Annotated in this window: 13 protein-coding genes; 4 read left to right on the forward strand and 9 right to left on the reverse strand. The window is 73.9% G+C overall.

Annotation, left to right across the window (positions count from 1 at the left end; translation table 11 throughout):
* The first annotated feature begins 18 nt into the window (after positions 1-18).
* Both ABD343_RS07785 and lnt read left to right on the forward strand, forming a co-directional pair.
* A complete protein-coding gene (locus tag ABD343_RS07785) occupies positions 19-1,191 on the forward strand; it encodes a DMT family transporter (RefSeq protein ID WP_344525446.1) in 1,173 nt (390 codons plus the stop codon).
* 165 nt (positions 1,192-1,356) lie between these two features.
* Positions 1,357-2,925: an apolipoprotein N-acyltransferase gene (gene lnt / locus ABD343_RS07790; protein ID WP_344525448.1), complete on the forward strand. Its 1,569-nt coding sequence runs from the start codon at positions 1,357-1,359 to the stop codon at positions 2,923-2,925.
* Here lnt and ABD343_RS07795 read toward each other — a convergent pair.
* Together ABD343_RS07795 and ABD343_RS07800 are read right to left on the reverse strand one after the other, a co-directional pair.
* On the reverse strand, positions 2,897-3,802 hold the full coding sequence (locus ABD343_RS07795; protein ID WP_344525450.1) for a Gfo/Idh/MocA family protein: 906 nt from the start codon (positions 3,800-3,802) through the stop codon (positions 2,897-2,899). The two genes, lnt and ABD343_RS07795, sit on opposite strands and share 29 nt — an antisense overlap.
* 10 nt (positions 3,803-3,812) lie before the next feature.
* Positions 3,813-5,087 carry an FAD-dependent oxidoreductase gene (locus tag ABD343_RS07800; RefSeq protein ID WP_344525452.1) on the reverse strand — a complete coding sequence of 425 codons (1,275 nt, stop codon included), beginning with the start codon at positions 5,085-5,087 and terminating at the stop codon, positions 3,813-3,815.
* 75 nt (positions 5,088-5,162) lie between these two features.
* Between ABD343_RS07800 and ABD343_RS07805 the strand changes: the two genes are divergently transcribed.
* Positions 5,163-5,852, forward strand: a complete 690-nt coding sequence (locus ABD343_RS07805) for a TetR/AcrR family transcriptional regulator (RefSeq protein ID WP_344525454.1) — start codon at positions 5,163-5,165, stop codon at positions 5,850-5,852.
* A 58-nt stretch (positions 5,853-5,910) separates the two neighbouring features.
* On the forward strand, positions 5,911-6,312 hold the full coding sequence (locus ABD343_RS07810) for a hypothetical protein (protein WP_344525456.1): 402 nt from the start codon (positions 5,911-5,913) through the stop codon (positions 6,310-6,312).
* Here ABD343_RS07810 and ABD343_RS07815 read toward each other — a convergent pair.
* From ABD343_RS07815 to ABD343_RS07845, 7 genes are all read right to left on the reverse strand, one after another.
* Positions 6,257-6,703, reverse strand: coding sequence for a hypothetical protein (locus ABD343_RS07815; RefSeq protein WP_344525606.1), 447 nt, complete (start codon positions 6,701-6,703; stop codon positions 6,257-6,259). The two genes, ABD343_RS07810 and ABD343_RS07815, sit on opposite strands and share 56 nt — an antisense overlap.
* 118 nt (positions 6,704-6,821) lie before the next feature.
* Positions 6,822-7,490 (reverse strand): uracil-DNA glycosylase, encoded by a 669-nt coding sequence (locus ABD343_RS07820; RefSeq protein ID WP_425578121.1) that lies wholly within the window; start codon positions 7,488-7,490, stop codon positions 6,822-6,824.
* 133 nt (positions 7,491-7,623) lie between these two features.
* A complete protein-coding gene (locus tag ABD343_RS07825; RefSeq protein ID WP_344525459.1) occupies positions 7,624-9,210 on the reverse strand; it encodes an ABC transporter substrate-binding protein in 1,587 nt (528 codons plus the stop codon).
* Between the two features lie 445 nt (positions 9,211-9,655).
* Complete coding sequence (locus tag ABD343_RS07830) at positions 9,656-10,423, reverse strand: SDR family oxidoreductase (protein WP_344525461.1); 768 nt, start codon at positions 10,421-10,423, stop codon at positions 9,656-9,658.
* Between the two features lie 31 nt (positions 10,424-10,454).
* On the reverse strand, positions 10,455-11,216 hold the full coding sequence (gene fabG / locus ABD343_RS07835) for a 3-oxoacyl-ACP reductase FabG (protein WP_344525463.1): 762 nt from the start codon (positions 11,214-11,216) through the stop codon (positions 10,455-10,457).
* Between the two features lie 135 nt (positions 11,217-11,351).
* Positions 11,352-11,753 carry a DUF3037 domain-containing protein gene (locus ABD343_RS07840; protein WP_344525465.1) on the reverse strand — a complete coding sequence of 134 codons (402 nt, stop codon included), beginning with the start codon at positions 11,751-11,753 and terminating at the stop codon, positions 11,352-11,354.
* Positions 11,754-11,764: 11 nt separating this feature from the next.
* Positions 11,765-12,583 carry a HipA family kinase gene (locus tag ABD343_RS07845; RefSeq protein WP_344525466.1) on the reverse strand — a complete coding sequence of 273 codons (819 nt, stop codon included), beginning with the start codon at positions 12,581-12,583 and terminating at the stop codon, positions 11,765-11,767.
* Positions 12,584-12,596: the final 13 nt, after the last annotated feature.

Below are 12,596 nucleotides of genomic sequence, written 5' to 3' on the forward strand. Positions count from 1 at the left end.
GAACGGGACGGACGGATCATGAGTCCCCTGTCCCTCTCGGTCCTGCTCTCGCTGGTGTCGGCGCTCTGCTACGCCTCCGCGGCCATCGTCCAGGAGCGCATCGCCGCCACGACGGCGCCGAGCAAGCTGGGGCTGCTCCGGTCCGGCCGCTGGTGGCTCGCGGTCGTCCTCCAGGGCGCGGGCGCGCTGCTGCACGTCGTCGCGCTCGGCCTCGGCCCTCTCACCGTCGTCCAGCCCCTGGGCGTACTGACGCTGGTCCTCGCGGCGCCGATGGCCGCGCTGCTCGTCAAGCGGCCCGTCTCCGCCGCGAGCTGGCGCGGCATCGCGCTCGTCTCGGCCGGGCTGGCCGGGATCCTGCTGCTCACGGGCTCCGACGGCTCCGGCTCGCTGGACAGCGAGCAGCAGTTCGCGCTCGGCGCGACCGTGCTGGCCGTCGTCGGCGTGCTCGCCGTCGCCGGACGCGCGGTCCTCGGCATGCGGCGCGGCGGCGGGCGGGGCCCGGCGCTGCGGAGCGTCTCGCTGGCGCTGGCCGCCGGTATCGCGTACGGCGCGGCCTCGGTCTTCGTGAAGACGGCCGCCGAGGAGTGGGACGCGTCCACACTGCTCGCCGCCGTTCCGCTGCTCGCGCTGATCGGCGTGCTGGCGGCCGCCGGGCTCGCGACCTCGCAGGCCTCCTACCGGGGCGGCGGCCTCGCCGCCCCGCTGGCGACGACGACCGTGGCGAACCCGGTCGTTGCCGCCGCCGCGGGGATCGCGCTGCTGGGAGAGGGCTTCCGGTACGGGACGACGGGCGCGCTGGCCGCGCTCGGCGCGGGGGCGCTGGCCGCCTGGGGGCTGGTGCTGCTGGCCACGGACAGCGCGCGGCAGCGGCGTGCGCCGTCCGCGCCTCCGGCCACGCCCGCGCCTGTCCCCGCGCCCGCGACCGCGGTTCCGACCCCGGGCCCGGGCCCGGCCACGGCCACGGCCACAGCCGTACGGTCTGCCGTGGGGCCGGACAGCGGGGCCGGGGCGTCCTCGCCCGTGGTGATTCCGGCGCCTCCGTCGGCGCCGTTCTCCACGGGGAGCCCCAAGTCGACCGCCGCGCCCGCGCCGCCCGCCCCCGCTCCCGCCGGGTCCTCTTCCCGGCACGCGAAGGCGCTGCTCGCGGCGCTCGCGCCGCCGGAAGCGCGGCATCGGGGCTGCCCCCGCTAGTGAGTTCCGGGTGCCCCGCGCCGGGCGCCGGGCGGCGAGGTGCCCCCGACGGCGCGCAATCGGCGGAGCCCCGGGCACTCGCGTGCGGGACGTGGTCTCGCCTGGGGCGGAGGGCTGACGCACACTGATGATCCGGGAACGCGTACGGACGTCAGGAGGCGCGGCATGCGGAAGGCCCTGGCATCCCGGTGGGGGCGGAGGGGGCTCGCGGTCCTGGCGGGCTCGGTTCCCGCACTGGCGTTCCCCGCGCCCTCGCTCTGGTGGCTGGCGTACGGGGCGCTCGTGCCGTGGATGCTGCTGGCCCGTTCGGCCCGGTCGGGCCGTGAGGCGGCGGTCATGGGCTGGCTGGGCGGCACGGGATTCATGCTGGCGCTGCACCACTGGCTGGTGCCGAGCCTGCATGTGTTCATCCTGCTGATCGCCGCGCTGATCGGACTGCTGTGGGCCCCGTGGGGCTGGCTCGTACGCCGGATGCTGCGCGGGACTCCCGGCCCGGGGCGGATCGCCGGGGCCGTGGCCGTGGTGCCGTCGGGCTGGCTCCTGGTCGAACTGATCCGCTCCTGGGAGTACCTGGGCGGACCCTGGGGGCTGTACGGCGCCACGCAGTGGCAGGTGGGCCCGGCCCTGCGGCTCGCCTCGGTGGGCGGGGTGTGGCTGGTCAGCTTCCTGCTCGTCGCGGTGAACACCGCGCTCGTCGTCGCCGTGGCCGGCGGGCTGGGGGCCGCGGGCGCGGCCCGTGCGCCGCGCGCCCGCGCCGCCGCCTGCGCGGCGGCCGCCGTGGTGCTCGGCGCGACGACCGTGGGCACGGCGGCGGTCTCCGCCTGGGCGCCGCGCCCGGAGCGTACGGGCGGGACGCGGGTCGCCCTCGTGCAGATCGGGCTGACGGACTCGCCGAGCGAGCGGTTCGACCGGGGCGAGAGGCTGACGCGGGAACTGGCCGGGCAGGACCCGGACCTCGTGGTGTGGGGCGAGAGCAGCGTCGGCTACGACCTGGGGGCCCGGCCCGACCTGGTGAAGAGGCTCAGCGCGCTCGCCTCCCGTACGGGCGCCTCGATACTGGTCAACGTCGACTCGCGGCGCGCGGACGCGCCCGGGATCTACAAGAGTTCGGTGCTCGTGGGGCCGCACGGACCCGTCGGGCAGCGTTACGACAAGATGCGGCTGGTCCCCTTCGGCGAGTACATCCCGGCGCGTTCGATGCTCGGCTGGGCCACCTCGGTGGGGCGCGCGGCGGGCGAGGACCGGCGGCGCGGGACGGAGCCGGTGATGATGCGGGCCGACGGCGTCCGGTTCGGGCCGCTGATCTGCTTCGAGACGGCGTTCCCGGACATGAGCAGGCATCTGGCGTCCGAGGGGGCGCGGCTGCTGGTGGCGCAGTCGGCGACGTCGAGCTTCCAGGAGAGCTGGGCGCCCCAGCAGCACGCCTCGCTGGCGGCGCTGCGGGCGGCCGAGTCGGGCCGTCCGATGGTGCACGCGACGCTCACCGGGGTGAGCGCGGTGCACGACGCGGAGGGCGAGCCCGTGGGCAAGCGGCTCGGGACGGACGCGAGCGCGGCCACCGTCGCGGACGTGCCCCTGGCCTCCGGGACGACTCTCTATGTGCGGTTCGGCGACTGGCCCGTACGCACGGCGCTCACGGTCCTGGTGGCGTTCGGCGCGCTGGAGGGGGCGCGGGCGCTGCGGGCCCGGCGGGCGCGCGAGGCGGTCACGCTGCCTGCTCCCGCGCGCAGGTGACGACCCGTTCGCACAGCTCGTGGGTGAGCAGCGCGTCGCGTGCGGAGACGACCCTGCCCTCGCGGACGGCGTCGAGGAAGGTGAGCACGGCCTGCTCGATGCCGCGCTGACGGGCGACGGGGACCCAGTCGCCGCGGCGGCGGAGGCTGGGCTGGCCCTTGTGGTCGACGATCTCGGCGAGATTGCGGACCTCGCGCTTGGAGTCCTGGCCCGAGACCTCCAGGACCTCCTCGGCGGAGCCCGAGAGCCGGTTCATGGCGCCGAGCGCGGTGAACCCGTCGCCGGAGAGCTGGAGGACGACGTGGTGCAGCAGCCCGTCGCGGACGCGTGCCCGGACGTCGATGTGGTCGACGGTGCCGGGCACGAGGAACCGCAGCGTGTCCACGACGTGGATGAAGTCGTCGAAGACCATCGTGCGCGGCTCCTCGGGCAGGCCCACCCGGTGCTTCTGCATCACGATCAGGTCGCGCGGGTGCTCCAGGCACTGGGCGTACCCCGGCGCGTGACGGCGGTTGAAGCCCACGGCGAGCGCGGTGCCGCGCTCCTCCGCCAGCTCGACGAGGCGCCGGGACTCCGCGAGGTCGTAGGCCAGCGGCTTGTCGACGTACGTGGGGACCCCGGCCGCCAGGAGCCGTCCGACGATCTCGGGGTGCGCGGCGGTGGGCGCGTGCACGAAGGCGGCGTCGGGGCGGGCGGCGAGGAGCGCGTCGAGATCGGCGTGCCGGTGGGCCTCGGGGACGCGGTGGGCCGCGCCGAACCGCTCCAGGGTCGCCGGGGTCCGGGTGACCAGGTGCGGCTCCACGCCGGGCTGCGCGGTGAGCACCGGCAGATACGCCTTGTGCGCGATGTCGCCGAGCCCGATCACGCCGATCTTCACGGGGGTCTCCCTACTCTGTGCGGTCCACGTGCGGCTCCTGCTCCGGCCGGCGCCGGGCGCCCCGGGTGCCGCGGGAGTCGGAAGCATACGTCGCCACCGGCGGCTTCCAGTCGGCCACCCCGTCCAGCGCGCGCAGCGCGAGCAGGGAGGAGACCTTGGGCACGAGGGCGCTCAGCGCGCCGAACGCGCAGTCGCGCAGGGCGCAGGCGGGGGCGCTGGTGAGGGTGGTCGCGCGGGTCATCCGCGCGGCGCGGCGGCCGACGGCGGTGGCACGGGGCAGCCGCTCGCGGGTGTACGCGGCGAGGGCGACGTCCATCCTCGCGGCCGGGTCGGCGTGGTGGGCGAGGACGATCGCGTCCTCGATGGCCTGGTTGCCGCCCTGGCCGAGGCGGGGCGACATGGCGTGGGCGGCGTCGCCGAGGACGGCGACCCTGCCGTGGTGGTAGGCGGGGAGGGGGTCCGCCATCTCGTACACATCGTTGCGCAGCACGCGGTCGGGGGTGGTGGCCTCCAGGACGCGCGGGATCGGGTCGTGCCAGGCGCCGAAGCGGCGGACCAGCTCGGCCAGTTCGTCGTCGGGCGCGCGGAGACCGGCGGGGAGGGTCGCCGCCGCGTACGCGTAGACCCGGCCGTCGGGGAGCGGCTGGGTGCCCCAGAAGGTGCCCCGGCCCCAGGTCTCGTGCGCGGCGAAGGGCGCGTCCAGGCCGTCGACCACCGTGCGCCAGGTGGTGAAGCGGGCGTAACGCGGGCCGGCGTGGGACGGGAAGAGGGCGCGGCGGACGGCCGAGTGGATGCCGTCGGCGGCGACGACTAGCTCCGCCTCGTGCCGCCGCTCCGCACCGCCCGCGGTGCGCTCCCGGACGACGGCGGGGGTCTCGGTGCCGCCGGGGTCGACGAGCGCCGCGGTGGTGCCCGTCCGCACCCGGCCGGGCTCGGCGAGGGCGCCGCGCAGCAGCTCGACGAGGGTGGCGCGGTGCAGCAGGACGAGGGGGCCGCCGAAGCGCTCGGCCGCGACATCGTTGGTGGTGCGGACGAGCCAGCGGCCCGAGGGAGTGCGCAGCCCGCCGACCTCGTCCCAGGCGCGGAGGTCGCGGACGGCGTCGCCGAGGCCTATGACATCGAGCGCGCGCTGCGCGTTGGGGGACACGGAGATGCCCGCGCCCACCGGTTCGAGGGTGGCGGCCCGCTCCAGCACGGTCACGTCCCAGCCGCGGCGCTCCAGCGCGACGGCCGCGGTGAGCCCGCCGATTCCGGCGCCGATGACGAGGGCTCGGGGTGTACGCATGGCAGTCCTCCAGGACGTGTCGTCTTTCCGACTCCCCTCACCTTACTACACCTGTAGTGCGAGAGGATTGCGGTCATGACCACTCGCGACGCCGCCGCTCCCCCGCCCTCCTCCGACGACGCGCCCGCGTCCGGCGACGCGCCCTCCGGCGAGGGGCCCGCGTCCCGGCACGAGCGCGTCGCGGACGCGGCGATCGGCCTGCTCGCCGAGCGGGGGATGCGCGGTCTCACCCACCGCGCCGTGGACGAGGCAGCGGGGCTCCCGCAGGGCTCGACGTCGAACTACGCGCGCACCCGTGCGGCCCTGCTGGAGGCGGCGATCCGGCGGCTGGCCGTCCGCGAGGGGCGGGTGCTCACCCCGGCGGAGATGCCCGACGGCAGCGAGCCCGGCGGGCTGGCGGAGGCCGTCGCGCGCGCGATGCACCGCCATCTGACGGACCACAGGGCGCTGCTGGTGGCCCGCTACGAGCTGGCGCTGGAGGCGACCCGGCGCCCGGAGCTGCGGGAGTGCTACGACAGGACCGGGCTCAACGCGTTCGCGGAGCCCCTCCGGGCGATGCTGACGGCGGCCGGTTCGCCGGATCCGGAGCGGCACGCGCGCTCGATGATGTCCTGGTGCGACGGCGTGATGTTCACGTACACGGCGGGGACGCACCAGGGGACGACGCCGGACGAGGGCGAACTGCGCGCGGGCGTGGAGGAGTTGCTCGCGGGGATGCTCGGCGGGCCCGCGCGGGGGAACCGGCCCGCACAGAGGAGCCGTTGACGCACGTCACCCGTGCGGGGGCTTCCCGGGGCGGGCTCCGGTGAGCAGGGTTTGCGGAATGTCATACAGGACACGCGGACTGGCGGCGCTCGGCGTCGCGCTCTCGGCGGCGTCGGCCCTGACCGGGTGCGACACCGGGCAGCTCACCGCCGGGGACGGCCGGGGCGCCGCGCCCTCGCCGAACCGTCCTCCCGCGCCCGCCTCGCTCGCGTCCCCCTCGGTGCCTCCGCACGCCGGCGCGCCCGCGCCGCCGCACGCCGCCCCGTCCCTGGGCACGCCGGGGCACGCGGATCCGGAGGCTCCCGCGGATCCGGGGGCTCCGGCGCCCGTGGTGCTGGAGGCGCCCCGGCCCGCGGACGAGGACGCGGCTCCGCGCCGCGTCGAGTCGCCCGCGCGGGAGGCGCTCAGGCGGGCCGCCCGTCCTGGAGACGCTCCTCCAGACGTGCGACCGCCGCTCTGATCCTGCCGCTGTACGCGTCGTCCCCCAGCTCGCCGAGGAGGCCGCGGGCCCGGCCCAGCTCGTGCCGGGCCGCGGTCCTGTCGCCGAGCCTGGCGTGGTCGGACGCGAGGCTCAGATAGAGCGAGGGATAGAGGGAGCGCACCGCGCGGGCGTGCTCCCCCCAACGCGTCCATTCCTCCGTCAGCGCGTCGGCCGCGGCGAGCGCGCGCAGGTCCCACTCCAGGCCGTCGACCGGATCGTCCTGGGCCTCCGCCATGTAGTGCGCGATGGCGCAGCGGTGGAAGAGGTGCCCGGTCTGCTCGGTCTCCTTCCACAGCAGCCCGAACCGGTTCCGGGCTTCCTCCCGGTCACCGCCCCGGTGCAGCATGATCGCCTGGCCGATCCTGACCATCGTCCCGTCCCCGGCTCCCCGGGGCGCTTCCTGCTGAGGTTCCGCCACGGCCGGCTCCTCCCGTTCGTCGTGTGCCGACACGGTTCCGACGCTAGCGGGAGGCACTGACATCCGCGCCTCAGCCGAGGTCGGGGATCCGCCAGTCGATCGGGGTGTGGCCCTGCGCGCGCACCGCCTCGTCGATCTGCGAGAACGGGCGCGAGCCGAAGAACTTCTTCGCGGAGAGCGGCGAGGGGTGCGCGCCCTCGACCACGGCGTGCCGCCCGGTGTCGATCAGGGGGAGCTTCTTCTTCGCGTAATTCCCCCACAGGACGAAGACGGCCGGGTCCGGGCGGTCCGCGACCGCGCGGATCACCGCGTCGGTGAACTTCTCCCAGCCCTTGCCCTTGTGCGAGTTCGCCTCGCCCGCGCGGACCGTCAGCACCGCGTTGAGCAACAGGACGCCCTGCTCGGCCCAGGGCATCAGATACCCGTTGTCCGGGACGGGGTGGCCCAGGTCCTCGCGCATCTCCTTGTAGATGTTCCGCAGCGACGGGGGCGTCTTGACGCCCGGCCGCACCGAGAAGCACAGTCCGTGGCCCTGCCCCTCTCCGTGGTACGGGTCCTGGCCGAGGACGAGCACCTTCACCCGCTCGTACGGCGTCGCGTCCAGGGCGGCGAAGACCTCCTCGCGCGGCGGGTACACGGGCCCGCGCTCCCGCTCCTCCTCCACGAAGCTCGTCAGCTCCTTGAAGTAGGGCTTCTCGGCCTCCTCGCCGAGGACGCCCTGCCAGGATTCGGGCAGCATCTCTTTCACGCGCTTTACCTCCGGTGCGTTCGTGCGTTCCCCCGAACGTACCGTCCCGCACCGACAACGGGTCCCCGGGTCCGGCCGATCCGTCCGGCCGGTCCGTCCGCGCCGGGGCCGCCCAACGCCCCCGCTACCAGCTCGACTTCTTGTGCAGCTCCCACACTCGCATGATCACCGACGGGTCCAGCGCCCATTCGACCCCGGCGATCTCCTTGTGGGAGGCGATGTAGACCCGGCCCTGCCACAGGGGCAGCAGCCGTACGTCGTCGGCGATGATCCGCTGCGCGCTGGCGAACGAGCGGCCCGCCACGGCCCGGTCGCTCTGCTTGCGCGAGCGCGGCAGCAGCCGCTCGGTCAGCGTGGGGTTCACATAGGGCGTGCCGACCGCGTTGTTCCGGCCGACGAACGGCGCGATGTAGTTGTCCGCGTCGGGGAAGTCGGCGGACCAGCCGCGCCCGAAGACCGGGTAGTCGCCGTCGAGATAGCCCTCCTGGAACGTGCCCCAGCTCCGCCCCTTGACGGTGATGTCGAAGAGTCCGGACGCGTTGAGCTGCCGCTTGATCTCCGCGAACTCCCGCGCGGTGGCCTCCCCGTAGCGGTCGGTGGTGTACCAGAGGGTGAGCTTCACCTTCTCCCTGATGCCCGCGCGGGCGAGGACGGCGCGGGCCTTGCGCTTGTCGGGCTCGCCGTACATGTTGAAGAAGGCGTTGGTGTGGCCCGCGATCCCGGTCGGCACCATCGAGTAGAGGGGGTCGGCCGTACGGTCGTACACCGCGCGGACCAGCGCCTTGCGGTCGATGAGCCGCGCGATCGCCTCGCGCACGGCGGGGTTGCGCGCCTGCGGGTCCCGGGGGTTGAAGACGAGGTAGTGGATCTCGCTGCCCGCCATCTCGCTCAGCTCGATGTCGTTCTCGGCCTCCGTCTCGGCGTCCTGGAACGACGTGATCTGCTTGGGCGTCAGCCCGCGGTACGTGATGTCCACGCGGCCCGCCTTCAACTCCCCGACCATCTTCGAGGACCGCTCGAAGTAGCGGATGGTGACGGAGTCGTTCTTGAGTTCGGCGGCGCCCCTGTAGTCCTCGTTCTTGTTGAGGACGGCGCGCTCCCCCTCGTCGTAGCTCTCCAGGACGTACGGGCCGGAGCCGACGACGCTCCCCTCGGTCCGCAGCCGCGCGGCCGGGTACGCCTCGGGATCGACCAGCGAGGCGGCGGGGGTGGAGAGGACGAACGGGAAGGTGGCGTCGGACTTCCGCAGATGGAAGACGACCGTCCTCTTGCCCCGCGTCTCGACCTTGTCGAGGGAGGAGAGCAGCGACGAGGGGCCGGACTTGGCGTTGAGCGTGCGGGTGCGGTCGAACGCGTGCTTGACGGCCTCGGCGTCCAGCTCGTTGCCGCTGGAGAACTTCAGCCCCTCCCGGAGCGTGCAGCGGTAGACCTGGCTCCTGGTGTCGGTGAAGGCACACTTCCTGGCCGCGTCGGGCTGGGGCATGCTGCCGGTCTTCGGGATGGTCAGGAGCGTCTGGAACACGTTCCGGTACAGCTCCCAGGAGCCGTCCCAGGCCGCGGCGGGGTCCAGTGACGTGGGCGCGCTGGTGGTGCCGACCACGAGGGAGCGCTCGTCCTCCTCGTCGTCGCCCGACAGCGAGCTGCACGCGGCGACGAGCGCCAGCGGGAGGACCGCGGCCGCGATCCGCAGGGGGCCGTTCCGATCGGACACGTACGCGCTCCTCAGTCGGCGGTGCCCGTCGGTGCGGGGTGCGGGAGAGGAGAGAGCGACGGGCTTCGGGCTTCGGCTTAGGGCTTCGCTTTGGGCTTGGGCTTGGGGCTTCGGCTTCGGCTTCGGATCTCGGAAGGGGTATCGCGGACCGGATCCGCGTACGCACGCTCCCGCCGGCCCCCGCACACCAGTGCCGCACGCGGAACTCTGCCCGCGCGGCGGGCCCGACACTACCCCAGCAAGCGCGTGCAGAACATGGACAGATCAACTCCCTTGACGCTCAACTGCCCCACCCGTCACAGGCGTTCGCGCAGCGTACATGGCTGGCTACGGTCCAGTGAACGAACCCCCGACGGACCCCGCAAGCGGAAGCTGCCCCTCTCACAGAACGGGCGGCGGCCCCGAGGAGGGACCGCCGCCCGCGCGGAGAGATGCGTGAGAGCCGTCAGACGCCCGCGTTGAGGAAGAGGCCGCCGTCCACCACGAGAGTCTGGCCCGTGATCCAGCGCGCCTCGTCGGAGGTGAGGAACGCGGCGGCGCCGCCGATGTCCTCCGGAGCGCCGAGCCGCCCCATCGGGTAGCGCGCGGTGGCCTCCTCCTCGCGCCCCTCGTACAGCGCGGCGGCGAACTTGGTCTTCACCACGGCCGGTGCCAGCGCGTTGACCCGCACCCCGGGGGCGAACTCGTGCGCGAGCTGCTGGGTGAGGTTGATCATCGCGGCCTTGCTCATCCCGTAGGCCCCGACGAACGGTGAGGCCGAGACGCCCGCGATCGAGGCGATGTTGAGGATGCTGCCGCCGTTCTCCTTCTGCCAGGCGGCCCAGGTGCGCTGCGCGAAGCCCAGCGCCGAGATCACGTTCGTCTCGTAGATCTTCCGGACGACCCCGAGGTCGAGGTCGGCCATCGGGCCGAACACCGGGTTCGTCCCGGCGTTGTTGACCAGGTGGTCGATCCGGCCGTACGCCTCCATGACGCGCTCGACGACCACCGCCTGATGCTCCAGGTCGTGGGCCTTGCCCGCGACGCCCATGGCACGGTCGGCGCCGAGCTTGTCGACGGCCTCCTTGAGCGCGTCCTCGTTGCGCCCCGTGACGCACACCCGGTCGCCGCGCGCCACGAGGGCCTCCGCGACGCCGTAGCCGATGCCCCGGCTGCCGCCCGTGATCAGCGCGACATGGCCGGTGTCCCCGCGCCCCGTCTCCTTGTCCGTCATCCCGACATCTCCTCTCTCGCCCCGTCGCAGGTCAGTTGAGCGGTCCGCCGGCGACGTACAGCACCTGGCCCGAGACGAAGCCGGAGCGCTCGCCCGCGAAGAAGGCGACGGCGTTGGCGATGTCGTCCGGCTCACCCACCCGCTGGACCGGGATCTGGGTCGCGGCGGCGGCCTTGAAGTCCTCGAAGCCCATGCCGACGCGCTCCGCGGTGGCGGCCGTCATGTCGGTGGCGATGAAGCCCGGTGCCACGGAGTTCGCAGTGATGCCGAACTTGCCCAGTTCCTTGGCGAGGGTCTTGGTGAAGCCCTGCATCCCGGCCTTGGCGGCGGCGTAGTTGACCTGGCCGCGGTTGCCGAGCGCGGAGGACGAGGAGAGGTTCACGATACGGCCGTAGCCCGCGTCGACCATGTGCTTCTGGCAGGCGCGGGACATCAGGAAGGCGCCGCGCAGATGCACGTTCATCACCGTGTCCCAGTCCGCGTCGCTCATCTTGAAGAGCAGGTTGTCGCGGAGCACCCCGGCGTTGTTCACGAGGACGACGGGAGCGCCCAGCTCCTCGGCGACGCGGGCCACGGCGCGCTCGACCTGGCCGGAGTCGGAGACGTCGGCGCCCACGGCGAGCGCGGTGCCGCCCTTGGCCGTGATCTTCTCGACGGTCTCGGCGCAGGCCGCCTCGTCGAGGTCCAGGACGGCGACGGCGTGGCCCTCCTCCGCCAGGCGGACGGCGGTGGCGGCGCCGATGCCGCGGGCCGCTCCCGTCACGATCGCGACACGCTGCTCGGTGGTGGACATGCTGGTCTCTCCTCGGCCCGGGGATAGGTGAGCAACCGCTTAGTACCTTCGGCAGTCGTGACGCTATGAGGTGGGCAACTCCCTGTCAACGTACGAATCGTCACCCGCCCGTCACCCCGCGCGTCGCCCCGCCCGTCACCGCACGAGCAGGTCCAGCAGCCGCTCCGTCTCCGCCGCGGGGTCGGCGGTCAGCCCCGTGTGCACCGGGCCCGGCTGGACGACGGTGCTGCGCGGCGCGACCAGCCAGCGGAACCTGCGCCCCGCCTCGTCGCCCGCCGCCTGCCCGGCCCGCGAGCCCCCGGTGCACACGCCCTCGATGGCGGTGAGCGCCGCCCGTACGCCCGTCACGTCGGCCGTCGGGTCGAGCGCGAAGAGCCGGTTCTCGTCCAGGTGCGTGCGGGCGGCGAGGAAGGAACGGGCGCGGCAGTAGACGATCACGCCCGCGTTCATCAGTTCGCCCCGCTCGACGTGCGGGACGACGCGCAGCAGCGCGTACTCGAAGACGTCCAGGGCGTCGTGCGTGGTCCGGCGCGTCATATGACTCCGCTTCACTGGGCATCCCCGTCCTTCCCCGTGAGCCAGCCCGGTGCCTGCGAGGGCCGGTCGGCGCTGGGCGTGCCGATGGTGATCAGCTCGTGGACCGTACGGGCCCGGGCCGCGAGCACCTCCGTGTACGCGGCGCGCACCTCGTCCGGGCCCTCGAAGCCCGGCTCGCCCTCCAGCCACTCGTCGGGGACGTCGGCCACGCAGTCGGCGACCAGCTTCTCGGTGACCTGCGGCGCCAGCTCGGCCGCGGCCGTGGCCAGGTCGGGGCCGAAGGGGGCCAGGGCGTGGTCGGAGGCGTCGTACGGCTTCTCGGCCGCGGCGGCGGCCGAACGCCAGTTGTGGTGCCAGATGAGGGTGGCGCCGTGGTCGATGAGCCACAGGTCGCCGTGCCAGACCAGCATGTTCGGGTTGCGCCACGAGCGGTCGACGTTGCTCACGAGCGCGTCGAACCACACCACGCGCCCGGCCTCCGCCGCGTCCACCCGGTACGCGAGCGGATCGAAGCCGAGGGAGCCCGGCAGATAGTCCATGCCGAGGTTCAGCCCGCCGCTGGCCTTGAGCAGCTCCTGGACCTCCTCGTCCGGCTCGCCCCGGCCGATCACCGGGTCGAGCCACATCCGGACCAGCTCCGGCACACGCAGCCCGAGCCGCCGCGCGAGCTGGCCGCAGACGACCTCCGCGACGAGCGTCTTACGGCCCTGCCCGGCGCCGGTGAACTTCATGACGTACGTCCCCAGATCGTCGGCCTCGACGATCCCGGGGAGCGATCCGCCCTCGCGCAAGGGCGTGACATAGCGGGTCGCGATCACTTCGGGGAGCATTCCCCCAGGTTAT

The sequence above is a fragment of the Streptomyces albiaxialis genome (genome assembly GCF_039530985.1).
Lineage (GTDB): Bacteria > Actinomycetota > Actinomycetes > Streptomycetales > Streptomycetaceae > Streptomyces > Streptomyces albiaxialis.